At 41.5% G+C, this 24,993-nt stretch carries 19 protein-coding genes and 4 pseudogenes; 21 read left to right on the forward strand and 2 right to left on the reverse strand.

All coding sequences use genetic code 11. From position 1 onward, the window contains the following. The first annotated feature begins 3 nt into the window (after nt 1-3). From ACESQI_RS01440 to ACESQI_RS01515, 16 genes and pseudogenes are all read left to right on the forward strand, one after another. Nucleotides 4-1,215 (forward strand): porin, encoded by a 1,212-nt coding sequence (locus tag ACESQI_RS01440; RefSeq protein ID WP_055171755.1) that lies wholly within the window; start codon nt 4-6, stop codon nt 1,213-1,215. A 19-nt stretch (nt 1,216-1,234) separates the two neighbouring features. Beyond that, nucleotides 1,235-1,969, forward strand: a complete 735-nt coding sequence (locus ACESQI_RS01445) for a hypothetical protein (RefSeq protein ID WP_005680413.1) — start codon at nt 1,235-1,237, stop codon at nt 1,967-1,969. Nucleotides 1,970-1,981: 12 nt separating this feature from the next. Then, the gene (locus ACESQI_RS01450) at nt 1,982-3,136 is read left to right on the forward strand and encodes a Rid family hydrolase (protein WP_055171758.1); all 1,155 of its coding nucleotides are present in this window, start codon (nt 1,982-1,984) and stop codon (nt 3,134-3,136) included. Further along, complete coding sequence (gene ccsA / locus ACESQI_RS01455; protein WP_005680415.1) at nt 3,123-5,183, forward strand: cytochrome c biogenesis protein CcsA; 2,061 nt, start codon at nt 3,123-3,125, stop codon at nt 5,181-5,183. The genes ACESQI_RS01450 and ccsA overlap by 14 nt, the downstream gene beginning before the upstream one ends. Nucleotides 5,184-5,227: 44 nt before the next feature. Beyond that, nucleotides 5,228-6,662, forward strand: a pseudogene (locus ACESQI_RS01460) (fimbrillin family protein); the annotation flags it as partial. A gap of 427 nt (nt 6,663-7,089) precedes the next feature. Continuing rightward, nucleotides 7,090-9,417 carry a hypothetical protein gene (locus tag ACESQI_RS01465; protein WP_055171761.1) on the forward strand — a complete coding sequence of 776 codons (2,328 nt, stop codon included), beginning with the start codon at nt 7,090-7,092 and terminating at the stop codon, nt 9,415-9,417. 95 nt (nt 9,418-9,512) lie between these two features. Next, on the forward strand, nt 9,513-10,607 hold the full coding sequence (locus ACESQI_RS01470) for an OmpA family protein (RefSeq protein ID WP_055171763.1): 1,095 nt from the start codon (nt 9,513-9,515) through the stop codon (nt 10,605-10,607). 93 nt (nt 10,608-10,700) lie between these two features. Beyond that, entirely contained in the window at nt 10,701-10,940 is a 240-nt protein-coding gene (locus tag ACESQI_RS01475) for a hypothetical protein (protein WP_157463334.1), read from the forward strand. Between the two features lie 525 nt (nt 10,941-11,465). After that, nucleotides 11,466-11,618 carry a hypothetical protein gene (locus ACESQI_RS01480; protein WP_215714984.1) on the forward strand — a complete coding sequence of 51 codons (153 nt, stop codon included), beginning with the start codon at nt 11,466-11,468 and terminating at the stop codon, nt 11,616-11,618. 179 nt (nt 11,619-11,797) lie between these two features. After that, on the forward strand, nt 11,798-12,829 hold the full coding sequence (locus ACESQI_RS01485; RefSeq protein ID WP_055171764.1) for a DUF3871 family protein: 1,032 nt from the start codon (nt 11,798-11,800) through the stop codon (nt 12,827-12,829). A 358-nt stretch (nt 12,830-13,187) separates the two neighbouring features. Next, nucleotides 13,188-13,409: a hypothetical protein gene (locus ACESQI_RS01490; RefSeq protein WP_048694667.1), complete on the forward strand. Its 222-nt coding sequence runs from the start codon at nt 13,188-13,190 to the stop codon at nt 13,407-13,409. 23 nt (nt 13,410-13,432) lie between these two features. Further along, the gene (locus tag ACESQI_RS01495) at nt 13,433-13,708 is read left to right on the forward strand and encodes a hypothetical protein (RefSeq protein ID WP_055172021.1); all 276 of its coding nucleotides are present in this window, start codon (nt 13,433-13,435) and stop codon (nt 13,706-13,708) included. A 100-nt stretch (nt 13,709-13,808) separates the two neighbouring features. Next, a complete protein-coding gene (locus ACESQI_RS01500; protein ID WP_055172024.1) occupies nt 13,809-15,365 on the forward strand; it encodes a hypothetical protein in 1,557 nt (518 codons plus the stop codon). After that, entirely contained in the window at nt 15,358-16,338 is a 981-nt protein-coding gene (locus tag ACESQI_RS01505; RefSeq protein WP_082431384.1) for a hypothetical protein, read from the forward strand. The genes ACESQI_RS01500 and ACESQI_RS01505 overlap by 8 nt, the downstream gene beginning before the upstream one ends. Then, nucleotides 16,319-16,669, forward strand: coding sequence for a hypothetical protein (locus ACESQI_RS01510; protein ID WP_055171769.1), 351 nt, complete (start codon nt 16,319-16,321; stop codon nt 16,667-16,669). Before ACESQI_RS01505 ends, ACESQI_RS01510 begins: the two co-directional genes overlap by 20 nt. A 175-nt stretch (nt 16,670-16,844) precedes the next feature. Further along, complete coding sequence (locus tag ACESQI_RS01515) at nt 16,845-17,519, forward strand: recombinase family protein (protein ID WP_055171771.1); 675 nt, start codon at nt 16,845-16,847, stop codon at nt 17,517-17,519. Between the two features lie 429 nt (nt 17,520-17,948). On the opposite strand, the pseudogene ACESQI_RS01520 reads toward ACESQI_RS01515, so the two are convergent. Next, a pseudogene (locus tag ACESQI_RS01520) lies at nt 17,949-18,056 on the reverse strand (helix-turn-helix domain-containing protein); the annotation flags it as partial. Between the two features lie 175 nt (nt 18,057-18,231). Between ACESQI_RS01520 and ACESQI_RS01525 the strand changes: the two are divergent. From ACESQI_RS01525 to ACESQI_RS01535, 3 genes and pseudogenes are all read left to right on the forward strand, one after another. Continuing rightward, nucleotides 18,232-18,396 (forward strand): annotated as a pseudogene (locus tag ACESQI_RS01525) (hypothetical protein); the annotation flags it as partial. A gap of 156 nt (nt 18,397-18,552) precedes the next feature. Next, on the forward strand, nt 18,553-19,266 hold the full coding sequence (locus ACESQI_RS01530) for a hypothetical protein (RefSeq protein WP_055171774.1): 714 nt from the start codon (nt 18,553-18,555) through the stop codon (nt 19,264-19,266). A 502-nt stretch (nt 19,267-19,768) separates the two neighbouring features. Continuing rightward, entirely contained in the window at nt 19,769-20,893 is a 1,125-nt protein-coding gene (locus tag ACESQI_RS01535) for an AAA family ATPase (protein WP_157463335.1), read from the forward strand. Between the two features lie 703 nt (nt 20,894-21,596). Here ACESQI_RS01535 and ACESQI_RS01540 read toward each other — a convergent pair. Then, nucleotides 21,597-21,758, reverse strand: a pseudogene (locus tag ACESQI_RS01540) (transposase domain-containing protein); the annotation flags it as partial. A gap of 208 nt (nt 21,759-21,966) precedes the next feature. Between ACESQI_RS01540 and ACESQI_RS01545 the strand changes: the two are divergent. Together ACESQI_RS01545 and ACESQI_RS01550 are read left to right on the forward strand one after the other, a co-directional pair. Next, complete coding sequence (locus ACESQI_RS01545) at nt 21,967-23,232, forward strand: hypothetical protein (protein WP_055171778.1); 1,266 nt, start codon at nt 21,967-21,969, stop codon at nt 23,230-23,232. A 331-nt stretch (nt 23,233-23,563) separates the two neighbouring features. Further along, complete coding sequence (locus ACESQI_RS01550) at nt 23,564-24,964, forward strand: AAA family ATPase (protein WP_055172030.1); 1,401 nt, start codon at nt 23,564-23,566, stop codon at nt 24,962-24,964. The last annotated feature ends 29 nt before the right edge of the window (nt 24,965-24,993 follow it).

The raw sequence follows: 24,993 nt of genomic DNA on the forward strand, positions 1-24,993 counted from the left end.
ATTATGAAGAAATTAATTTTAATGGTTGTAATGGCTGCCCTTTCGTTGGCTGCTATGGCACAGCATGAAGAAGATACAGAAAACGGTGTAGTGTCACTTGCCGGAAGAGAGGGATTTACGATAGAAACCAAGAAGGGAGACTTTGTATTCAAGCCCTATCTGTTGGTACAGACTTGTGCAAATTTCAATTGGTATGATGATGAAGGCCTGGATAAGGCATACAATCAGGATAATGTAGCTAATTCCGGTTTCTCAATTCCCTATGCTGTATTGGGCTTCACTGGTAAAGCTTTTGGTAAAGTAGCCTTTAATCTTTCTATCAATGCGGCTGCCAGTGGGGGAGCATTGCTTCAACAAGCATGGTTCGATGTACAACTTAAAAAACAGTTTGCCGTGCGTGTCGGTAAATTCAAAACACCTTTCTCACATGCTTATCTGACGACGTTGGGCGAAACATTGTTGCCGCAGTTGCCAGTATCATTGACTTCCGCCGTCATTCTGCCTTATTCCTTGAATGCGGTAACGCCTAACATCGGTACCGGTTTTGACCTCGGTGTTGAAATTCACGGATTGTTAGCTGATAAATTTGGCTATGAAGTAGGTTTATTCAATGGTACCGGTTCTTCTGTAAATACAGCTACAAAAACTCTGAGTGATGATTGGCATATTCCTTCTTTACTGTATGCGGGACGCTTTACTTATATGCCTAAAGGTGTGATGCCGTCCACCCAAGGTAATCCTAACCGTTTGAATGAAGATAAGATCATGTTCGGTGTATCGGCTTCAATCAATGTGGAAAGTGAGAATGAAAGTACCAATGATACCCGTGTGGGAGTGGAATTTGCCATGTTAAAGAATAAACTGTATCTGGGCGCCGAAGCATACTATATGAATGTGGGCTTCACCGATCGTCAGAAAATAAATGAGACATACAATTACCTGGGTGGTTATGTACAGGGCGGCTACTTTGTAGCTCCCCGTTTGCAGGCTGCCTTGCGTTATGACTTCTTTAACCGTAACGGTACCAGCGATGACGGATTTCTGAATATGCCGGCTGTGGGTGTGAATTATTTCTTTAAGGGTTGTAACCTGAAACTCCAGGCTATGTACCAGTATATTGCCCGTACGGGGCACGATACACAGCTCGACCGAGATAATGATAATTTAGGTCTGGCCACTCATTCTGCAACAGTAATGCTGCAATATACTTTCTAAAAAAACAAAGAGAGTAGTTATGAAGAAATGTATATTATTCTTTGCTGCTATCTGGATGACACTCTGCTTCTGTTCATGTGATGATGGAAGAATCTATGAGAAGGAGATAGAGGTGCAGCGTGGTGGCCGAGTCCTAAAGTTGACAGGTCGTTTCAGTGGTATCAGCAATTGGACGGATGATTATAGTGTCGTTGTGGCAGGCTTCAATGATAAAAGTGAATACGCTGTTATAACGAAATCACTGCCAGTCAATGTAACCGACGGAACAGATATCGTTATGACACTGGGAGGTATCAGTGATGAAGTGAAATCACTCAAATTGTGTGTTATCAGTCGTCTGCGCGAATGTATTGTCGAATTTAAGACGATGGAAGATGAAGAACTCGCAGCTATTACAGATACTATATTAATGGATGTGGGAACACTGGACGTGGGTATGTTCAGTTCCATTCAGTCACAGGTTTTCGATAAAAGATGTGTAGCGTGCCATGGGCAGACCGGTTCTGCATCGGGTAATTTATTTCTGACGGAGGGTAAGAGCTATCATGCGTTGGTCAACCAGCCGGCGCATAAGAATAGTGATATACTATTGGTGAAGCCCGGCAGTGCAGAAGAGAGTTTTCTACATCTGGTCTTGAACAGGGCTGGTGATACGAGTATGAACCATACCGATATGCTGTCAGAAGATGAGCAACCCTTATTGAAACTGATAGATAATTGGATAAACGAAGGTATTTTTTTGAATAACGAGTAAACGATATTGGAAATGAACAACAAAAAACAACCAACCAATCAATCAGAGAATACATTAACCGAGATTTTTAAATATGAAGTAAAAGAAGGCGTTTCAGAGTTTCATGTAATGATTCACTCTACCCAGCCGGAAGACACTTATGAAGAACAATTAAATGCAGTAGCCAATGCCTACAATGATTTGCTTGCAGGTGAATTGAAAGGTGCCATGGCTGTGTTTAAACGTTATTTTCTGAGTGATACCGCCAATCAGGCTGACCTCCTGCTGGCTATCACTACCGAAAGTTCCGACTGTGCTCTTTCCGTGGTAGAGCAACCCCCTTTGGATGGGACGAAAATAGCTTTGTGGGCTTATTTACAGACCAATGTGCAGACACAAGTGCTGCACAACGGATTGTTTGAAGTAAAGCACAATGCGTACCGCCACCTGTGGGGAGGCAGTGTTTTCAATCGTGCCGCAAATTCTGAGTACCAGACCCGTTTGTTGCTGAATGACTACGCGATGCAACTTATGGAACAAGGATGTAAATTGGCGGATAACTGTATCCGTACCTGGTTCTTCGTACAGAATGTGGATGTGAATTATGCCGGTGTGGTAAAGGCGCGTAATGAGGTTTTCGTCACTCAGAACCTGACGGAAAAAACACACTATATTGCCAGTACAGGTATCGGCGGACGTCATGCTGATCCTAAAGTATTGGTGCAAATGGATACCTATGCTGTGGCAGGCTTAAAGCCGGAACAGATACACTTCCTTTATGCTCCTACGCATCTGAATCCTACTTATGAGTATGGTGTCAGCTTTGAACGCGGAACGTATGTCGATTACGGTGACCGGCGTCAAGTGTTTATTTCAGGTACGGCAAGTATCAACAATAAAGGGGAAGTAGTATACCCCGGCGACATCCGTAGGCAGACGGAACGGATGTGGGAAAATGTAGAAGCCTTGCTGAAAGAGGCGGAGTGCACATTTGATGATTTGGGGCATATGATTGTTTACTTGCGTGACATTGCAGACTATGCAGTTGTGAAGAGTATGTATGACAAGTGTTTCCCAGATACTCCTAAAGTATTTGTACATGCGCCTGTATGCCGTCCCGGATGGTTGATCGAAATGGAATGTATGGGAGTTAAGGCTTTGAAGAATAAGGAATATGCACCTTTTTAATTTGAAGAAAAGTCTCGTCTCCTTATATATCTGTCTGGTGGCTTTACTTGCTGTGGTGACCTTTGTGGAGCATGTACGCGGAACAGAGTTTGTAGAAAAGTATGTTTATCATACAGTTTGGTTTTGTTGTTTGTGGGGAGTACTTGCTGCATTGGCAGTTGTCGTGTTGGTTAAGCGGCAGTTGTGGCGGCATCTCCCGGCATTGTTGTTGCATGGCTCCTTCCTTTTTATCTTGGTGGGAGCCATGATTACATTTTCATGCAGCAAGAAAGGATATATGCATCTCACAGTAGGCACTGAGGTGGGAACTTTCATAGACCAAGACAGTAAGCGGGTGATCGAATTACCATTCACATTGTGTCTGGACAGTTTCCGGGTGGAGTATTATCCGGGGACGGAGGCTCCGGCAGATTATGTCAGCTATATCCGGGATGCGGAACCAGTTTCCATGAATCGTATCCTCTCTCGTCAGGGGTATCGCTTTTACCAGTCTTCTTTTGATGATGATAAGGAGGGGAGTTGGTTGTCAGTGAATTATGATCCGTGGGGAATAGGGGTTACGTATGCAGGATATATTTTGCTGGGTATCTCCATGTTGTGGATGCTTGTCGGTCGCAGTGGAGAATTCCGTAGATTACTCAGGCATCCATTGCTTCGGAAAGGGGGAATGTTTGTGTGGTTGCTCATGGCTGTGGTAACGGTGGTGCAAGCAGAAAACAGAAGCCTTCCGGCACTTGCACTCAGGCAGGCGGATAGTCTGGCATTCAAACAAGTGATTTATCATGATCGCGTAGTACCTTTTAATACTCTTGCACGAGACTTTGTATTGAAACTGACCGGAAAACCTTCTTATGGTGGTATGACACCCGAACAGGTTGTCGGAGGTTGGCTACTTCGTCCGGAGGTTTGGCAGAATGAACCGATGATTTATATAAAGAGTGCGGAACTTCGTCATTTACTCCGGTTATCGTCTTCTTATGCCCGTCTTACTGATTTGTTTGATGGACAAAACTATCGCTTGCAGGAATTTTGGAAGGGTGGACAAAAGCCACATATGAAAATGACTTCGTTGGAAAAGGCTATCATGGAAACGGACGAAAAGGTAGGATTGATACTGATGCTACGGAGTGGAACACTTATCCATCCTTTACCGGAAGATGGGAGTATAAAACCACTATCTGACGTAAAAGTGCAGGCTGAAATATTGTACAATCGTATTCCATTCAGCAAACTGTTGTTCATGTTCAATCTGACTGTAGGGATGCTGGCATTTTTCTATTTACTTTATTGCAGCATGCATCGTTCGGCAGGTAAGGCATGGAGCGTTTTTACAGTTGCACTTTATGCGGCATTCCTTTTTCAACTCTTTGGCTACTGTTTGCGGTGGTATGTTGGCGGACGTATTCCGTTGAGCAATGGATATGAAACCATGCAATTTATGGCACTGTGTACACTTCTGCTTGCATGCATATTCCGGTGTCGCTTCTCTTTTACGTTGTCTTTTGGATTGCTCATTTCGGGTTTTGCCTTGTTGGTAGCTTATCTTGGGCAGAACAATCCTCAGATCACTCCTCTGATGCCTGTGTTGCTATCTCCCTGGTTAAGTATTCATGTTTCTCTGATTATGGTATCTTATGCATTGTTTGCCTTTATGATGCTAAATGGATTACTGGCATTCTGCATAGGAGGTTGGCGAAAAAAGGCAATCGATTCGGAGATTCAGGAACAGCGTAAGGTCCGTGTGGAGCAATTGATGCTTTTCAGTCGGTTGATGCTCTATCCGGCAGTATTTTGTCTGGGGGCGGGAATTTTTATTGGTGCTGTGTGGGCAAATGTTTCATGGGGGCGTTATTGGGCCTGGGACCCGAAAGAAGTCTGGGCTTTGATCTCCTTTTTAATCTATGGTGCGGCATTCCACGGACCATCGCTTGCCGTCTTCCGGCAACCCCGGTTCTTCCATGCTTATATGGTGTTGGCTTTCCTTACGGTGCTGATGACTTACTTCGGAGTAAATTATCTACTGGGCGGTATGCATAGCTATGCCTGATTATCTTTCTATTTTCGGATGATATAATAAAAATGCCTGCGGAATTCGCCTATGCACCCAAAGAGAACGCCCGGTACGTGTTTTCCGGGTAGGGGCAGGCCGGCTCCCCCCCCCGTATCAGCGTGACCGTGCCGGAAGAGGTGAGCCAACAGGAGGACCTGCTGGTAGCCCGGTCATCTGAGCTCGGGGGAAACAGTAACACGGCTGTTGCACTGACCTTCAACCATGCACTGACCGCCGTCAGATTCGTGTGCGGGAATGATATGCGGGAAGGTACGGTCAAGCAGGTCCGTTTGAAAAACGTTTATTCCAGAGGAACTTACAATATGGGGACACAAACCTGGAGCGGTTTGGATACTCCCGCCTCCTTCTCACAGGCATTGGATAAAGTGACGACAGGAACAGCTGACGAGGCGCTCACGAGTGAGGCGCAGACCTTTATGATGCTGCCCCAGCGGCTTCCTGAGGGCGCGCAGATAGAAGTCTTATTCACAGACGACACCCATACAGGCCACACTTTAATAGCCGATATAAAAGGAAGTGAGTGGCCGATGGGCAAGACTGTGACCTACAAAATATCCAGTAGTTCTCTCAACTGGACTTACACGCTTGATGTCACTGCCCTGGCCGATTTTACATATACCGGTGGTACACAGCAATATTGTGTTACCAGTTACAGGCAAAACGCCCAAGGGGAAAAAGAAGCTGCCGAATGGACCGCACAATATGCAGAAGACGGAACCACGTAGACAGACACCAAGCCGGTATGGCTTACCGCATTCACGGCATCTGGTACCGGCAGTGAATTTGCGCAACCTTGTGATGCGACGGTCGAGGCGCAGACCGGAATATCAAATGATTTACATGAGAATGCTTTGAAGGCGGCCACAGCCAAGGGATCGGAAACCACACCGTATAACCTTTCCAACAACACCGGGGGGAATACTGTTGAGAACACTGCCAACTGTTACGTGGTCAACGCTCCCGGTTACTATTCTTTGCCGCTGGTATATGGCAATGCGATCAAGAACTCAGCCACGAACGCTTCCGCGTATACCTCCACGGTGACAGGAACCAATATCCTGAATCCTTTCATCAACCATGCCGGGAACGGGATCACGGATCCATACATCAGCGGTAATGGATGTACGCCGGCCAAGGCCGAACTGGTCTGGCAGGATGCGATGAACCTGGTTACGGATATAAAATACAATGCCGATTCCAATGGCGGCAATATCTCTTTCAAAGTGGACCGTTCTTCCATCCGGCAAGGCAATGCCGTCATTGCGATCAAGGATGTGAGTGATGCCATCCTCTGGTCCTGGCATGTCTGGGTTACAGACGAAGACATTAACAATGTGATTGAGATAACCAATCATCAAAACGTAAAATATAATTTTATGCCCGTTAATCTGGGACAATGCGACGGTAATACCATCACCTATGAAGAACGGAGTTGCAAGGTAAAATCCATAGCCGCCCAGGGAAGTACTGGTGATGATGGAAAAGACGGACATTCCCCTTATATTAATACGAGCAATAATAACTGGATGGTATGGGATGCTACCTTAAAGGATGGTGAAGGTGACTTTAAAGATTCAGGCATCTGTGCTAAAGGTGACAATGGAACAGATATATGGTATGAACCGAATAGTGACACAAAAACCTGGTGGAAACATGAAGGTGCTAACGCTACAGATACTGGGAACTCTTATTTAGCAGAGGGAACTATTACCGCCATCAAAAATGAAGATGGTAAAATCATGCTATATGGCATACCTGGATATGAAGACGGATATACGTTGGTTAACAGCAGAACCCTGAACAGCGTGACTCTAATTCCAAGATTATTCATTGATGGAATTCCTGCGCCATAGACTTCCGTACATTGAAATATACTCCCAAAATGTTAAATGCTAGTAAGGAGTTGGTGGACAAAACAGGTGCGTCAGCGATGACTGTAGATAATGGTGCTACTACTGTTTATTATCAGCTAAGCCCGGCCCACCTTACTAAAGATGATATTGCTATGCCTCATTTCATATCAAATAAAAATGTTGAGACTAGAGCAGATATGGGCGATGTAGATGATTTAATCACAGCTAAAAGTTACGATGTAGAAGCAAAAGGACGTTTGAAGGTAACTGTTAACAAAGTAGCTGGAGGATCATTAGAACTCACCAATGGAAAAATAAACATGGTAGCTGCACAAGTAGCTTCTTCACAGGCTGTACTAGATGCTACCGGCAAGGAAGAAAATATAATCACTTCTGAATACACTCGTCTGGCTGAAACTTCATTCACTCCATCCATTGCTGCTCTGACAAAACAAACTAATGGATGGGATGATTGGAAGACTGCAAAATATGGCTGCACAAAGGACAACCATCAACATTATGCTAATTATGCTACTGCTTATGCATATCAAATCGGACAAGGTATAGCATCCGAACTTAACTATTTATCCGAAGAACCGCTTGACCTGCGTTTATTAGTAACAGGTTGCTATATGTCTGGTACAGGTGATGATGAGAAAGCTGAAGAAATTACTACAGAAGAATTAAAAGCGTACGGTTTGGCATTCCGTTTTGAAATTCCTCAAGATCCATATATTTTAGGTGCAGTCGGAACGGATCAACAAAAATTCGCTAAATTACTGGAGGATGGTTATCAGTTAACTTCACAACTTCCAGCAGGTAATACAGACAAGAAGGCTGCTTGTGACAAAGAACCTATTATCTGTGTTATGTTAAGGGATACAGTAAACGATAATTTGGTAGACCAAAAATATTTCAAAGTAAAATTCGCAGAAAAAGCAGCGGTTGTAAATCCTATCGACTGTGGAGAAATTCAAACTTTCACAGAAGCCTTAAGTTGTGGCGAATATACAATGTCTGTTAAGTGGGAAACTATTACAAACGAAGTTTACGGACATGATGACATTAATATGTCTAAGGAAGAATTTACTTCTATATACACTCAACTTGAAAAGGTAACAGGTACAGGTACTGCTGAATTGGTTGCTGCAGCTGACCCGGAACAAGGAACAACTGTTTTAAAATGGACTATTCAGAATAACGATGTAACAATCGCTCCAGAATTGTCTAAAGAGTTCACAATCAACTTGAAGTACGTTGATCCAACAGGCAAGAATGGTGATGTGCTATTCTCTTTGAAAACTACTATTTCTATTGACAATAAACCAGCCTTAATAGGTATTGTCAAGAACTACTGGCTGGACAACACTGCCGAAACCCCGGTATATTATCCAGTTTATCCGGTTCATTATGATGTAGATGGTGCTGATGATCAAGTATGTGAGTATGCTAACCCATTGATTAATGCATTTAACAAGGATGATAAAGGCAGATTTGTTAAGAACATCGGTTTGGATTGCGCTGGATGGGATATCCAGTTCGCATTGAATGACCAACCTAATGGTTATACTCCAGATTATACAGGCAATGTACCAGCTTTATCCAATGGTTGGAAATTAACCAAAGGTGGCAATAATCTGGTATGGTTAAGTTGGGAAGGAAACCAGTGGAAGGCTAGCGAACCTGTTATTCACCTGAAACGTGCGGGTCAAGACTTGTTAACAGACCTTGAAACAGTACAAGCCAAAGAAACTGCTAAATATAAAAATGTAAAAGCTACTGTATGGGGCAAAGCTAATGACAATAACTATTACAATGTAAAAGAATTCAATTTTGTATTTGTCAATCCATTGGCTATTAAAGCTGAAATTAAAGGAGCGTTTGAGGATGGTATCTATTCCGGTTCTAGGGTAGCTATTGCAGATGCATTTACAATGGTTGATTTCCGTGGTTATACCGTAGCAGAAAATGCTATTGAAGGAGCTACAGCAGAGAAAGAAAAATATGCTGATAAACTTTACAAATACTATGGTGTAGAAAAGCCTGAATGGGATCTAAACATGGGTAATGTAAAAGTTAGCATGAAGAAAGACGCTCAGGGTAATACTATTGTGGATAATCAATTAACACCAGATAATCCTGCATGTTTGACATTAGAAGAGGTATGTGGAGCTGACGCTTCCCTGACATTTGATTCAAACACTAATGAATTGGTATTCAAGAATGCTAAGGGCTCTGACACTCAAGAAGAATATACGATGTTTGTAAAGGCATCTATCAAGCATTTCTGGGGTGTTGCAGAAAGAATAGCTGCCATCAAGGTATATCCTAATGGTCAAAAACCGGCGGATAAATAATCCCCTATTAAAAATTAGAAAAAAAGGGAAGGGTATCTTTTTTAGAAAGGATACCCTTTCACTGATAATGCAATATCGTATAAAAAAAGATAAGCATGAATACAAAGAAACTGTGGATGGCTGTATTTGTAGTATTAGTTAACAGTACGGTAATCTTTGCACAAGAAAAACAAATCAAAGAAGAAGGTAAAATTACATTTAAGCCTCATTGGTTCATTCAAGCGCAGATAGGAGCGGCCCATACCGTTGGTGAAGCCCAATTCACTGACCTTATTTCTCCGGCTGCCGCCCTTAATGTTGGTTATAAGTTTGCTCCTGCATTCGGTGCACGTGTTGGTGTAAGTGGCTGGCAGGCAAAAGGTGGATGGGTTAATCCGCAGCAGAACTATAAGTATAAATATCTGCAAGGCAATGTGGATATTATGGCTGATCTCAGTACTTTGTTCTGTGGTTTCAATCCGAGGCGGGTGTTCAATGGTTACATATTTGCCGGTGCGGGACTGAATCGTGGTTTTGATAACGATGAAGCCAATGCGCTTGATACAAGAACTTATGAGTTGGAGTATCTTTGGCAAGAAGGTAAGATTCTTCCGACGGGTCGCTTCGGGCTTGGTTGTGATCTTCGTCTGAATGATCGTTTGTCCATTAATATCGAAGGAAATGCGAACGTATTGTCTGATAAGTTCAACTCCAAGAAAGCTGGTAACTGTGACTGGCAACTGAATGCCCTTGTAGGTGTAAGCATTAAACTGGGTAAAAGCTATACAAAAACTGCTCCTGTTTATTATGAGCCAGAGCCTGTGGTAGTGGAACAACCTAAACCTGCTCCTGTAGTAGAACAACCACAGCCTAAAAAAGAAGTGGTAGTAGAACCTATGAAACAGAATATCTTCTTTGCCATCAACTCTGCCAAGATCCTGGATGACCAACAGGTCAAGATTGTTTCTTTGGTAGAATACATGAAGAAACATCCTGCTGTCAAAGTTAATGTGACCGGATACGCGGACGTTAATACTGGTAATGCGAAAATCAATAGCAAATTATCAGAGAAACGTGCAAATAATGTCGCTGAAGCCCTGAAAGCAAAAGGTATCGCAGCGAACAGGATTACAATAGATTATAAAGGTGATACTGTTCAGCCATACAATACACCTGAAGAAAACCGGGTAAGTATCTGTATAGCTGAATAAAAACGGATGAATGTCCAGAAATTTAAATATTCCCTTATTTCTCACAGGAGAGTTTTTCCCCACCTTTGATACTTTATATAAAGTGCTCTCTCTGTGAGATACCCCAAGAAGTCCGTACTTGTGAAAGCCCGTACTTCTGCAATAACCCTTTCTTCACTTAAATGTGAAGAGTACACATGGGAAACAGAGGAAAAGGTGATGCTTGTGAAAGTGCACTTTTTTACAGAGCTGTTTCTTATCAGAGGATACCTCCCACTATTTCCCACGGGTATCCTCTATTATACCAAAGCGGGACTGTCTCAGAAACTGGGTACAGTCCCGCTTTTATTATGATATACCACATTGAGTATCAAAATCATAGCCAGTGATGAAATAAAGGAAAACGACGAATTAATTTTACAGTAATAGATTTATTTTTTTACTTAACCAGTTTTTTCTTACCAGCGACATATATATTTCATGACTGTTTTTCCTCCCCCTCCCATCACCCGAAATCCTTATAGATGAGAATAAATTGAAGCATGGAGATTGCACCGGTACTAAATGGTGCACACCGCTTCAAACAAGATTAAACAATTTCCGGGTTGACCCCAATACTTAGAAGATCATTGGGCGATTCAATTCGAAGGATAGCAGCGGTACCAGTAATTATCACAGCTACAGTCTGGGTAATGAAAGTATGACAGCCTATCAAAGAGCCAAGTCAGGACGAAGAGTCTTGATAACGGCTCTTTATTTTTTTCTTCTCCTTCCCTCTTCACCTTAAACCCTTATATATGACAGAAATAAATAAAAATAAGAGAAAAGAGAACATATTATTAACCAACAACAAAAACCAAGAGAAAAATGAAACATTTAATGAAAGGAATCAGAATCGCAGCATACATTGCTGAGATCATTGTGGCAGGTTCAACTATTGTGGAACTTGTAGAAAAGTATAGTGGCAGGAGCAAACGTAAATCCGCCACAAGTAAAGTTGATACAGGCAATGTAGCAACTGAAAACCCATAGAACGTCTAGTGAATGGATTATGATAAGGCACAGGACGTAATAATAACCATCCTTGAGGTAACCACATCCATACTCAAGGGAATCAAGAAGCTAAGAGGAATATTTGTAAAAGCAAAGAAATGAACCTCTTGGCTTTTTCTTTTATCGGATTTTATTAACCAATTAAAAACTATAAAAATATGGAAACAACCAATTTATTATTACCATCCACAAGGAGGACAAGAATGGGCATGATCACCCCAACCTTTATCGAAGATGCAGTAATCGTATCAGAAAAGGAACAGGAGAAGGAACATCCCAATTTTATTGAATCAAACACTTCAGGCATTACACTTGAAGAACTGGAAACGAACTGTATTGTACCCAGCTTTGGAGACAATCAGCTTACAATCAGCCACCAGACTTTTATACATCGTATCGAGGAGGCGGCAAGCATGTTTTTTGCAGGAGAAACTTTCGGTAATACGGAAATCAGAGTCTCACACAAGATTTTAGGCAGACATCCTTCCGCACTGACAAAGAGGAAGGAAGAACTCAAACCTGAAGACGAAACCATCTATTATCAGAGAATGGCATTCTGTTTTCATATCCGAACCATATGTCGGGAAATGAACGGTGAGGAAGTGCATCTTTGTATCGGCGGCGTAAGAAGCCTGAACGAAGAGAACCTGTACGGAAAAAAATCCCCTGAAAAATTTAAAATCTTTATCGGATGGAGAGTCAGGGTATGCAGCAATCTTATGCTGACATGTGACGGCTTGACAGGACGTCTGGAAGTGATGGGCGATACGGATATCTATATAGCCGCACTAAAACTGTTCCGGGAATTCAACCCCGAACAAAATCTGAGGCTTCTTGAGAATCTGGGAAGAACAATGATATCCCAGGAACAGTTCTGCCAAATAATCGGACGTTTACGACTTTACCAGGTATTACCGGCATCACAAATGAAAGAATTACCGAAAGTTATCTTAGGTGATTCAAACATCAATGCAGCCACCAAAGGCTATATTGACAACCCTAACTTCGGCTTACGCGGAAGAGCAAAAATTTCATGCTGGGACCTGATGCAGCTTCTTAACGAGGCGGCCAAACAGTCCTATATTGACAAATTCCTCGAAAGGAATCAGAACGCCACAGACTTTGCAGTGGGCATTCAGAAAGCCTTGAGAGGGGAAGACACTGAAAATTACGGATGGTTTCTGAGATAAACCGGAACATCTAAAAATCCTATGAAGGGAGAAAGATCTAAAAATAACAAACAAGGTCTTTCTTCCTTCTTTTGTTGAATTAAAATCAGAAAGGAGAAAATATATGAGCGTAACATGTATACAGGACATATACCATTGTGACACCTGTAAATCAGCACTAGACGAGCACGGAAGGAATTGCAGGCACGGGATGTTATTTCCCCTGCTTCTTTTAATGGGAAACTTTAAAAAGTGCATGAATTATGAATTTGATACGGAGAAGGTGGAACTTCAGTTGCTAAGAAAAGAAAATGAACGGACAGAGCACACCGGTGAGTAAAACGGGAATGGTTCTGAATAAAATGGAAAGGAATAAAGTATGGCACATTACACCTTCGATATAATCAAATATACCTTAATTACCGAAGAGGGGGAAACGTACAAGGACTTCATAGAAATGATGCCCTCGCTGACAGTACAAGCAACAAATTATATTGCAGCTACTTTAAAAGCCGAAAAGGCATATCCGTCAGATAAATATGTACACCAGCTCATTGATACTGACGCAGAAAAATGGCCGGTCAATGCAACTATATTTTAACTAAAAACGAATCAGAAAGAAAAATGGAAAGATTTGAAATTGAAAACAGCAGAGAGTTCAAGGCGGCACAGGAATTGGCAAGGGCCTTGAATGATTACGGGTGGAATGAAAAACGATTCGCACTTGCAACGACAACATTTCACCAAACCCTACAACAGACATTATTCAGGACTATTGTAGAGATATTGAAAGTGTATGCAGATCCTCAAAGAAGGACGGACCTAAGAAATGAAGCATCAAAAGAAGGTGCAAAAAAGTTAATGGAAGTGCTGGAAGAACTACATATTCCATTCATTTGAGAGACGGTTGAAACATACCGGAATTATATCTGAGGAGGATATCACAATCAACGTGGTGTCCTCCTTTTTTATTTACCAACATTTTAAAACAAGAAAGATTATGTTATACTACAAATTTAAAAATTATGAAGAATTCAAGGACATGTTTGGAATTATCAAGCATGGAAACGGGGTATGCAGCAGAAAAAACAAGATACTGCTGGCATATATCAGGAACAAGAGATTACTGCATGAAGCAATAGAGACAAACAATTATACGCTGCTTCATATTTCCTCAATGGCGGAATTGAAGAAGACCATTACCCGGACAATAATTATAAGCGGGCACTCAGATATGTCATTACGTTATGTCTTGGAGCTGGACGGAGACTTCTTTTACTCCAGGAACTTTGAAACGGACGAACTGAAAGGGCTGTGTAAAGACGGGGATACCAGATCAATCCGCTACATTAACCATGAAAACGGAGGAAAGGTGTTTAAAATGAAAGCGGGAAAACTCTACCGCTCGCTCATACTGGAAACAGAATTCGGCAGAACCCTCCCTGAACAGATAGTGACTTATCTGTGCGAGGAATTCTCGGCGGACTGGCAAGGGTATACTCACGGCAGGTTACCGAAGAATAAACTGCATGTTGACAAAGACTTTGAGAGAATCTATTCATCAGACTGCTGTAAAGGAGATTTTCATTCCTGCATGGTAGACAGGAAACTGCATTATTTCTATACGAATTCAGTCGATGCAAGCGCGGCATACCTGATCAATGAAGAAGGAAAGGTGACAGCAAGGTGTGTCATCTACAACAGGGTTACAGACCAGAATGGAAAAATATGGAGACTGGCGGAAAGACAATACGCTACCGATGAGAACAACACCCTCAAACGTGCTTTAATAGATGCTCTGATAAAGGGAGGACACATTGACGGTTACAAGAAAGTTGGTGCCGGATGTGGTGATTCAAGAGCTTTTGTTGACCTGGAGGAGAATTCATTGTCAGACAGGAAATTCAGGATAGAATGTGACCTGGACTATGACGATACCCTAAGCTATCAGGATTCATTCAAATGGTACAATCAATCCGGGAGGACAGCGGACAATTACGGAAGTGGCGACATCGCACTTGATATTACTGACGGTTCTTTGAATGGTGAGGGGGAATACGATGATTTCCATGAATACAATTGTCGTGAAACCACCACCGTATATTATCATGGGCAGGAATATTATTGTGATGTAGAGAATCTGGGAGAATTTACATGGATAGAAAAACTGGAAGAATACCACCATGACTCCGACGTACTATCATGCTCCGAATGTGAAGAGGATTTTCTGAAAGAGGATAAATACTATTCAGAAATAACGGAAGAGGACTATTGCTGTGAAGAATGCCGGAAGAAAGCGGAACAGGAGTACAAAAAGGAAAACTGGCATTATTCCGACTATGATGAGGAATACTATGAGCATACAGAAGACATAATCATATACCGGGTATGGAACAATATCCTTTGTGAATATGAAAGAAAGACAATATCCGTAGAGTCAGCACAAAGACTGCTGGAAGCGGAAGAACTTCATAAATTGAACGGCAAACTTTATGACGGGATAGATGAAGAAACAGGACTGCCTTATGCATACGAGATGAATGAAATAAATGTTTAACCCACAAAAAATAAGAATTATGGAATTGCTTAAGAAATTATACAAGGTTTATAGCCCGAGCGAAAAAGAACGGGCAATGATAAAGTTTATATGGAATTATACCAAGAGAATTACCGATACCAAAATCGAAGCGGACATCACCGGGAACTTGTACATAACAAAGGGAGAGGCGGAATCATACCCTTGTATCGTAGCACATCTTGACCAGGTGCAGAGGTTACATTCAAAAGACTTCACGACTGTCGAAACAGGGGAAATCATATTCGGTTACAGCTCCCGCAACAAAAGACAGGAAGGACTCGGAGCCGATGACAAGAACGGAATCTGGATAGCGCTCAAATGTCTGAAAAAGTATGATACCTTAAAACTGGCATTCTTTGTCAGTGAAGAGGTGGGATGTGTCGGTTCAGGGAAAGCGGTGATGGATTTTTTCAATGACTGCCGATTTGTTATACAGCCTGACAGACGGGGATATCAGGATATTATTAATGAAATAGGCTGGATCTCACTATGTTCTCCCGAGTTCCTTCAAGCTGCCGGATATAAAAAGTTCGGATACAGGGAAACACATGGAATGATGACGGATGTGCAGGAACTAAAGGAACGGGGGCTTCAAATCAGTTGTATCAATCTCAGCTGTGGATATTACGAACCGCATACAGACCATGAATTTACAATAAAGAAAGACCTTGTGAACTGCCTGTCACTGGTAGAACATATTATTGAGAATTGTACTGACACTTATCCACACCAGGCTGAAATACCGGGAAGACGAAGAGGTATCTATGATGAATTCGATGAAGCGACGGATGAAATATTTGCCCTACTCGATCAGGGGGAGTTATGGAGTGCGGAAGACCTCTATTATATGTATCACTCCGTTTTCCCACAACTGGACATGGAAGACTATCAGAGAATATATACAGAATATTACAACTTAAATAAAATCGAATATGGAAAACAAAAATTATGATCTGAAACTGGCAGGGTATATATGGTCAATCCTAAAGACACAACCCGTTATAGTAATGTCATGGGGAGTAGATATGGATACGATAAAACCGGTCAAAGGCGGACTGGAATTTCATGTGCAGGGATTCAAGCATACGGGAATGGTACGAATCATTCTCGATGAAGGAAAGGATCTCTTTAAAGTACATCTTATCCCTGACTCTGAAGGAGAAAGAAAAATAATAGAAGACGTTTACTTTGATATGCTCATTTCTGTGATAGACGAGAATGTAGAGAAAACGGACGACTATGAGAAGAGGATTTCTGATACATACGATATTATAGGGTATTAGGGAATCTCTGAGAAATTCAGAATCTAAAAATACGGCTTTCTGTGAAAGAACAGGGTTTATAGGAACTCAAAATCTCACGGAAAGTCTTTTTTATGTAATAATATGAATAGTTCCATAGATTAGACGACCATCTAGTCAGCGGAACCACTGTTAAAACTATTAAAATTTAAAATCAATGAACAATCAATATATTGCTTATCTTCGGGTAAGCACACAGAAACAAGGATATTCAGGACTGGGACTTGAAGCACAAAGGGAGATTATACAGAAATATCTTCGTGACAAAACTCCAATTGCTGAATATGTCGAAATTGAATCGGGCCGAAAAAAGGAAAGGCCCAAACTTAAAGAGGCATTAAGCCTTTGCAGAAAAACAGAAGCGACACTGATCGTTGCCAAACTGGACCGGTTGGCAAGAAATGTTTCCTTCCTGTCAAATCTTCTGGAGAATGATGTGGAGATCGTGTTTTGTGATTTCCCACAAGCCAATAAAATAGTGCTACATATCCTGTCGGCAATCTCACAATACGAAGCGGAACTGATAGCGGTAAGAACAAAATCCGCCCTACAGGCAAAGAAGGCAAGAGGATTCAGGCTGGGTAATCCGGAACACTTAATGGATAAACATGAACAGGCAATTCAGAACAGTATCAGAACCTGCAGGGAGAAAGCGGATAACAATCCCAATAACAGGAGAGCTGTCGCCATGTTGCGTACATTAGTAAAAGAGGCACATACCCTGCAGGAGATAGCGGATATTCTTAATAAAGAAGGATTCGTAACTTCTAAAGGAGGCAGGTTTTACAAATCAACCGTTTATAAATTAATTAGAAGGTATAATATGAAATGAGAAAGTTTATGATCTGTTATTATATGATAATCAATGGGGACATGAGTTTTGGGTAATAGAAAATCTTTATAAAGAGAGAGGCTAAGGAATGACTTAGCTTCTTTTTTTCTTCATCGGGTAAGTCAGAGACAGAGAGTATACGATAGTAGAGAGTGTGTAATACATAACCGGTAGGATAATGTAGATGTTATAAAATATACTACAAAAAATGTACTTCTATTATAAAGTGTACACGATTTGCAAACTTTTTTATAACACTTTTATCTCCTTCCAGGAGTTATGTATGTCATTACTCACTCCGTTCACTTACTCTTCGCCTTCGGCTAACCCCAAGAAATAAAAATGCCGTCAATATTATGTATGTAGATGTCGGAAATTTCGGAACTATCGGGATTATACTCCTAATACGATACTGGCATCAATATTCAATTACCAACTGCTCTCACGGGCTACTTTTAAGGTAGGTTCGCATTTACCGGAAATATAGTCACTGAAGCGTGAAGGACTTACACCGATCAGTTTGGCCAGGGATTTTTTTTATACTTTCCATTTTGTATGGAGTTGCTGGAGAATGCTTGTCCGGAATGAGGTCACGAAAGGATATGCAGACAGTGAGCCTGATGTGTATAGGCGACACGGCAGTTCAATGTACACAGGCTTATTATGAAGACAGTCTTTAATGTGTATGGTAAGTGGATGTCGTCCGAGACAGTACCGCTTGATAGTGTTTCCTAAAACCATGTATCAGACTGTGAGGAATGACAATATCATCATCCCGAAGAAGAAGTTTTGTGGGTTAGGCTTACAGGTAGAATTTTGTTATCCGGGCGGTTGGCATGTTGGGGTAGGAATAAGCTGTAATTTGATTATGTGGTAATGAAAAAGGAAATATAATACGCTAGTATTTGTAGATTACTTCTCTATTATTTTTTACAGCTAAATTATTTTTGGATATTTCACATATTATTTATAGTTTCGTATTTATATTTTAATCTCATCTTATGATGTAACTTATCTAAATTATATTGAAGGTATGAAATATATATGTTTATTTCTTTTTGTGTGTATTTCAATAATATCCAAAGCACAAACTTTAATTCTATCAGAAAATGATTCTACGGTTATGACAGAATATAATGATGGAAATCTTTGGGCATATAGAAATGTGAATGGCTTTATTGTTGGCCTTACGACTTATGAAACGAAGGATGATTATGGAAAATATTATCGGGTTGATATTTTCATCAAGAATCAGTGTGATTCGTCGGTCATATTTACGCCGGACGATGTTACTTCTCATTTGCTGACTAATAAAGGAGATAATTATCAATTAATGGTATACACAAATGAAGCATTTCAGAAAAAGATAAGAAAGTCTCAAAACTGGGCTATGGCCTTATATGGCTTTTCTTCTGGGCTTAGTGCAGGAAGTGCCGGATATTCTACATCTTATTCCACATCGTATTCGTCAAATGGTACCGCTTATACAACAGTGACCAACCATTATGATGCAAATGCGGCTTTTCAAGCTAATATGGCATCATCTTATCAACTACAAACATTGGGTAAAATGATGGATAATGATAGGGAAATAAAAAGGCAAGGATATCTGAAGAAAACAACAGTACATCCCAATGAGGGTATAATAGGATATATGAACATTAAAAGAAAAAAGGGAAAGATTCTAACTATAAATATACCTATCAATGGTTATGTCTATTCTTTTGATTGGGATGTAAGTAAATAATTGGATTGAAGGTAAATGAAAGGTAGCTTATTAGGCTGCCTTTTTTGTAATCCTTCCTATCAACAACACACGAATCAACAAATTCTCAAGAAGGGTTACATAAGATATATTACATGGGAGTTGTAACCTATTTCCGAGAAGTATTATTCTATGATATAACAATTATACCTAGAAGCAGATTCCTTGGAGACAATGGGAAACAATCTATTCTCCCTAACGGTAAAACGATAAAAAGATGTATAATTCGCAGAAGCCCCTATTGAGATAATGCACAAATTTTACGAGAGATTGTAACAAAAGCATACGGGGCTAGTGTAAAATATGTTAATGACTGCATTTTTCTTCATATATACAGTCTGATTCAAAATAAAGTAGTATATTCGCGCCCTATTTTTTAAGCCCCTACATTTTTTATGCACATAGGAACTGAATTTAACTTAAAAATGAAGACTTATGAAAAATAATACAATAAAAAAAATAACAGATATTGTTGCTTTTGGTAATGGCATGCCTAAAATTAATCAGAGAGGGTATAAAATTCTTTAATATTATCAAGACCCGTTTCCCAAAGAAAGAAAAGGAGGTTCAGCCTTCCCAGCAACCCTCTAGAAACGTCAAATCCATAACACTGAATGATATTTTCAGACGTAACAAGGGACAAAGCGCAGCGTCCCACCAACGAGGTCTTTTCGCTCCGGGAGAACTCCATGTAATCTGTGCGCAGACAGGTATGGGAAAATCCATTTTCTCTGTAGAAATGGGGCTGGCGATGGCTGGGGGTAAAGAATCCGCGCCCTATGCGATAGTTAAGAGCATATTGGGTGATAAGTGGGACGCCACGAAGCAGAGGGTGGAGTACCTTGACGGAGAAAACGGTGAGGACGAACTGTATGAACGTTATGGTAGAGGAGACGTCAACTATCCCGACACTTTTACCGTGGTTCCTTCCGGAGAGATATCATCCATTGATGACTTGGAAAAGTACATCCGTCAGCGTGCGGAAGAAAGTAAATACAGGGAAGATCGCACGATCATCATTGACCATCCCGGATGTTATAACGGAAGCGACAACCCCCATCGTATGCAGAAGTTTTATAAATCCCTGAAAAGTATTATAGTAAACTATCGGCAGGGAGGTCATTGCCTGACTGTCTTTGTTCTGAGCTTCGTTAAGACAGACAAACCATGGAAACCTGTATACTCGGAGGATATTATAGGTACGAAGGAACTCAAGAATATAGCCCATACGATCGTAGCCTTGTGCCCGTGTCGGAAGGGAGGAGAATACCGTTTCCTTAAGGTTGTCAAATCAAGGAGCGGGGAGAAAAATGAAGAGGTGCCTGTTCTTAAGATCAGCAAAGAGGGTGGGCTGTTTCTTCACTTTGTCGGTAGGATGAATGAAAAGGATGCTTTACCCTTACCTGTGAAATCCCAGAAAATTCCCGTTACTTCTCCCGATCTCAAGCAAGATATCTTTGAAGTCACCGGAACCTCTATTGCTTCAAGTGAGTCGGTTCTCCAGGATGAGAAGCCTGAAACGGTGGAGGAGGTAACTGGTTCTGCTGTGAAACCGAACAAACGCAGAAAGGTAACATCTGGGATATTACAGCGTATGAAGCAACTGTAGAAAGAAGGGCTAAAACAGGGGGAAATAGCCAAAGCCTTGGGTTTGTGCAGAAAAACTGTCAATAAGTACCTGCAATGTATCAACCAGGAAGAGCCTCAGTGTAACCTGTCACCATTGCTCTGCTGATACCCATTCCTACAGGAAGCGTCCTTCTTTCTCTTGTAACCTATTTATGTTTTTGTAAATGGGTTACAATATTGACAAGGATAAGCTACCAGTATTATCTTTTCCTTCAATGTTCATTCCGGATCGGATATGCTGAATTTTCACAGAATTTCCGGGATGCATGTTGTTATTGTATCATGTGATAAAGCTGATCTGTGTAGATTTTGTGTTTGAAATGGCTAAAGGCAAATACTATATTAGGCAAGATATCAAAGCTTGCTTCTCTTTATATTCTTTGGGATTATTGTCGTGTAACCTGTTATGTGAAGCATATGGAAGGCATACTCTAATAGAGTGCAATCTATACAATTTGGGAATAAATAATAGGTTACAGTTGCATGTAATGCTTTAATAATCAAAGGAAAATGTCTTGTAAGTTACAGTTTATGTTTATGTTACAGCTAGAGCCATTATATAAAAGATAAGTACTCAGGCTTATTTCGTGAGCAACTGCTCAACTACATCTTGTGTATTTGATTTTTTAGTGGCAGTCTCGTTTTTTCCCGTTTTTTCCTGCATTTTCCCGGAACTGTCCCGATTATTTTCTCCATACATCCGGCAGCAGCTCCTTCAGGTCTCTGTCTGATTTGGGAGCTGGATAATAAGGGAGTCTGCCGATCACATCATTCAGCCACTCTCTGGGGGTAACATTACGTTCCTTACATGAGCCAAGCAAGGAGCTGATTATAGCCGTATTCTCAACCACTTACTATATAATTTGCATATTTACATTCTTCCTTGAAGTCAGTTATGCTTTGTATGCATTTTGAGGGAAATGGATTTTTTCTGTTATTAAAAAAACAATATGTTTTTTGTAATATTCTTCGTACATTTTATCCTCTGAAATGTGGCAAATATTTTTTTTCTGTCGTATCTTTGCAGTGTAAATATCTATAACATAGATACCAATGGATCAATTTCGACACAAGATCATAGAAGAATCATGGTCTAAAAAAAGGCTTCGTGATTATCTGCTTGTTCTCCGGAAGGAGGACCACCCGGCTTCTGAGCAATACGTCCTGTCTTTCTTTGAAAAGTTGTTTGCCCTTCTGGTCACCTCTTATATGAGCCAGGATTCAGAGAAAGGTGACAATTATTTGCGGCTGGCTGCTGATGGATTGGGTAATGAAACTTTATGGAAAACCGCAGCGAAGATGTCCATGCATGTTCCGGGTGCTTTAGGCAAGGGCGTAACTTTTGTTTCCGTCTATCTGGCCTTGGGCTCCGCCTTGTTGGGCGTGAAGAAATGGCAGTCTTTAAGGCACGGTGAGCGTCATGCCCTGCAATCCCATATAAGCGGTTTTCTGATCGTCAGTAAGAGACTGCCCCTGAAGTCTTCCTCCAATTATGTCCGTTGGCGTGATTACAGTCTAACGCATAAAACGCTTCTTCCTTTATCCGCGTTATTCCCGGAGTTTATCCGTTGTATTATCAGTTTTCCTGTTTATGACAAATATCTTGATTTCATCTCCCTGATCTATTCTGCGCATTATTACCTTTATGATGATGAGTCTCCCCAATTCTCTGATTTTGTGTTTGATATGCTCCGTTCCCTGGATTGTAAGATGAATGACAGGTTATATGATGATTTGTGCCATTCGTCTTTTCTCTATGAGATACAGACCGAATACCGTGATTATTGTGCCAGAAAAAATATAAAGGAGCAGTCTCTCTTTTCAATGGATCCGCCTTCTCCGCAGGAGCCTGTCTCTCCGTCCGGCCCACAACCGGATCCTGCAGCCCCCTCTTCCCGTAGTACTTCAATCAGTAAGAAAGACTATTTCCCCAACCTGTCATTGGATGAGAGGAAGATCCGTCTCCTTTATAATGCATTGATAAGGGACGGCTTTATTTCACTTGATACCGATTATTCCGTTTTCCATTTTCGTCTTTCCGGTAAGGACAAGCCTGCGGAGACATCGCCCGTATGCTGGGAGAAGAAAAAGAAGGAGCTTGCTTATCTGATAAAACGTTTGACCCGTAAGGATATTCATGATCCGGATTGTAAAGATGCCACCAGCAACGATGTCTACTCCAAAACTAAAAAGTTCTTTATAGTCAAAGGAGAGGGCTGGCGTCCTTCCGATAATCTTAGTGACATGGCTTCCAAATTGAATTTTGCGGACAAAAAAACGGTTGATGGCCTGTTGGATGAACTGTTTGAATGCAGCTGATTGTTTTTTGATCCCCCTTTTATTTCTGCCGGTTGCTGAAAGGAATGGCCGTTCCTCTTTTTTATAGGGGAGCGTTTATCCTGATGCCTGCGGATCCTGTCCGTCGGTTCTCCATTTCCCTCCCTGATGCCATACCCTTTATCCCGGTATGCACAGTTTTGGGTATATCCTGTCCTATTCACTTTCTATCGTTCGGAATATTGTTTCTATCATCTTGATAAATGCTTCTATCATGTGCCCAAATGCTTCTATCGTTTCTATCAGGTGGTATATCGAGGCCTGTAAATGCTTATTTTTGCACACACTAACCAAAAACATAATATATATGCATATGATGAAAATATTAGATCCGGTCAGGATTATTGAAACCATTGGAAAGCTGGGTGCCGGAAAGAGCATCAAATATGCCTTCATAGGATCAGGTTGCATACTGGCTGTTGTAGTTCCTGTTTGTTATGCTGTTACGTCCGTCAAATCTCACGGTAAGGGTAAGGAGCGGAATAATGCGTCTGAGAACAGACAGGGGGAAATCAAGTGTACTTCTGAATGTAAGATGCAGGAGGAGGATCGGGAGCACGCCCATCGTATGGAGGAAAATGAACAAGTTCACGAACATCATATGAAAGAGATTGAAATCAAGAAAAATGCTGACATTGAGATACTGGAAAAGCGTACGGAACTTCGCAAGGAGAGGGATGCGGCAAAAGCCAGTCAGCCCCTTGTCGATCTCCATATGGACGGCATGCCTGAAAGTTACCACGAAGCTTTGAAGAACGGTACCGTTCATGTCAGCGGGGAAAGGAACCTTGGATTCTCCTGGCTGCGTGAAGGTTATGATACCGGCCTTGTCGGTCCGACCGACTGTGGCAAATCAGTATTCGTCATGCAGGTTGCTATGGCTCTGGCGCGAGGCCGTTGTGACGTGAACCTGTCTTCAGAATGGCATGACATCCCCCCGATGCCGGTTGTCATGTTCTCTCTTGAGCAGAGTAACCATGAGATAAGGGAATATTATGGCTCCGTTATTGACAATCTGTCCACCCTCAAATTATATGCCGGCAGCCGGATCACTCCTGCCCATATTATCACTGTCATTAAGAAAGAGATGGAAAAGGCCGGTGGTTCGGGAGTGGTTGCCATCATTGATAACTATACCAAGCTTGAAGAACGTGCGGGTGTTAAAGCCATGAGGCAGTTCTGTGCGGATTTGGACTGTCTCCGCCAGCAAGGCCTGGAAAAGGGTAGCCCTCTGACACCTCTTAAGGTTTATCATGCCAGGTCAGACTGGAAACTGAGCAGTCCTTTGACACCGGCAAGTGTAAGAGGGGACAAGAAGAATGTTTGTTTTACGAACAATTTTCTGTATCTTACATATTGCAAACAGGGTTCTGACAAGCGTGTACTCGGCTTCATGAAACTGAAGCATGGCAACAAGGAAGCCGTTTCCATATTGGAGTTTGCCGGTACAAAAATAGATCAATTCCGCTACGTTGGAAAAGGCGGCAGTAACGATCTCGGTGAACCGACAGAACCGTCTGAAGAGAGCGGTGACAATAAAGTTGGTCCGGGTCGGAAATCTAAATATAGTCTTGAGGAGATCATGGGCTTCTACAATAAGGTCCAAGCAAAGGAATGTACCTACAAAGATATTGAGAGGAATTATGGCATTTCGAGAAGTGCGATCAGGAAAAGGGTCTATCGTGCCCGTATAGCACATGACGTACATGGGTGATAAAAGATTACAGTAACACTCACAGATAG

Source organism: Bacteroides sp. HPS0048, assembly GCF_964240755.1.
GTDB classification, from domain to species: Bacteria; Bacteroidota; Bacteroidia; order Bacteroidales; family Bacteroidaceae; genus Bacteroides; species Bacteroides nordii.

Coding starts and splice junctions, on each gene's coding strand:
- ACESQI_RS01440 (WP_055171755.1), top strand. CDS start 4: ATGAAGAAATTAATTTTAATGGTTGTAATGGCTGCCCTTTCGTTGGCT.
- ACESQI_RS01445 (WP_005680413.1), top strand. CDS start 1,235: ATGAAGAAATGTATATTATTCTTTGCTGCTATCTGGATGACACTCTGC.
- ACESQI_RS01450 (WP_055171758.1), top strand. CDS start 1,982: ATGAACAACAAAAAACAACCAACCAATCAATCAGAGAATACATTAACC.
- ccsA (WP_005680415.1), top strand. CDS start 3,123: ATGCACCTTTTTAATTTGAAGAAAAGTCTCGTCTCCTTATATATCTGT.
- ACESQI_RS01465 (WP_055171761.1), top strand. CDS start 7,090: ATGTTAAATGCTAGTAAGGAGTTGGTGGACAAAACAGGTGCGTCAGCG.
- ACESQI_RS01470 (WP_055171763.1), top strand. CDS start 9,513: ATGAATACAAAGAAACTGTGGATGGCTGTATTTGTAGTATTAGTTAAC.
- ACESQI_RS01480 (WP_215714984.1), top strand. CDS start 11,466: ATGAAAGGAATCAGAATCGCAGCATACATTGCTGAGATCATTGTGGCA.
- ACESQI_RS01485 (WP_055171764.1), top strand. CDS start 11,798: ATGGAAACAACCAATTTATTATTACCATCCACAAGGAGGACAAGAATG.
- ACESQI_RS01490 (WP_048694667.1), top strand. CDS start 13,188: ATGGCACATTACACCTTCGATATAATCAAATATACCTTAATTACCGAA.
- ACESQI_RS01495 (WP_055172021.1), top strand. CDS start 13,433: ATGGAAAGATTTGAAATTGAAAACAGCAGAGAGTTCAAGGCGGCACAG.
- ACESQI_RS01500 (WP_055172024.1), top strand. CDS start 13,809: ATGTTATACTACAAATTTAAAAATTATGAAGAATTCAAGGACATGTTT.
- ACESQI_RS01505 (WP_082431384.1), top strand. CDS start 15,358: ATGTTTAACCCACAAAAAATAAGAATTATGGAATTGCTTAAGAAATTA.
- ACESQI_RS01510 (WP_055171769.1), top strand. CDS start 16,319: ATGGAAAACAAAAATTATGATCTGAAACTGGCAGGGTATATATGGTCA.
- ACESQI_RS01515 (WP_055171771.1), top strand. CDS start 16,845: ATGAACAATCAATATATTGCTTATCTTCGGGTAAGCACACAGAAACAA.
- ACESQI_RS01530 (WP_055171774.1), top strand. CDS start 18,553: ATGAAATATATATGTTTATTTCTTTTTGTGTGTATTTCAATAATATCC.
- ACESQI_RS01535 (WP_157463335.1), top strand. CDS start 19,769: ATGGCATGCCTAAAATTAATCAGAGAGGGTATAAAATTCTTTAATATT.
- ACESQI_RS01545 (WP_055171778.1), top strand. CDS start 21,967: ATGGATCAATTTCGACACAAGATCATAGAAGAATCATGGTCTAAAAAA.
- ACESQI_RS01550 (WP_055172030.1), top strand. CDS start 23,564: ATGATGAAAATATTAGATCCGGTCAGGATTATTGAAACCATTGGAAAG.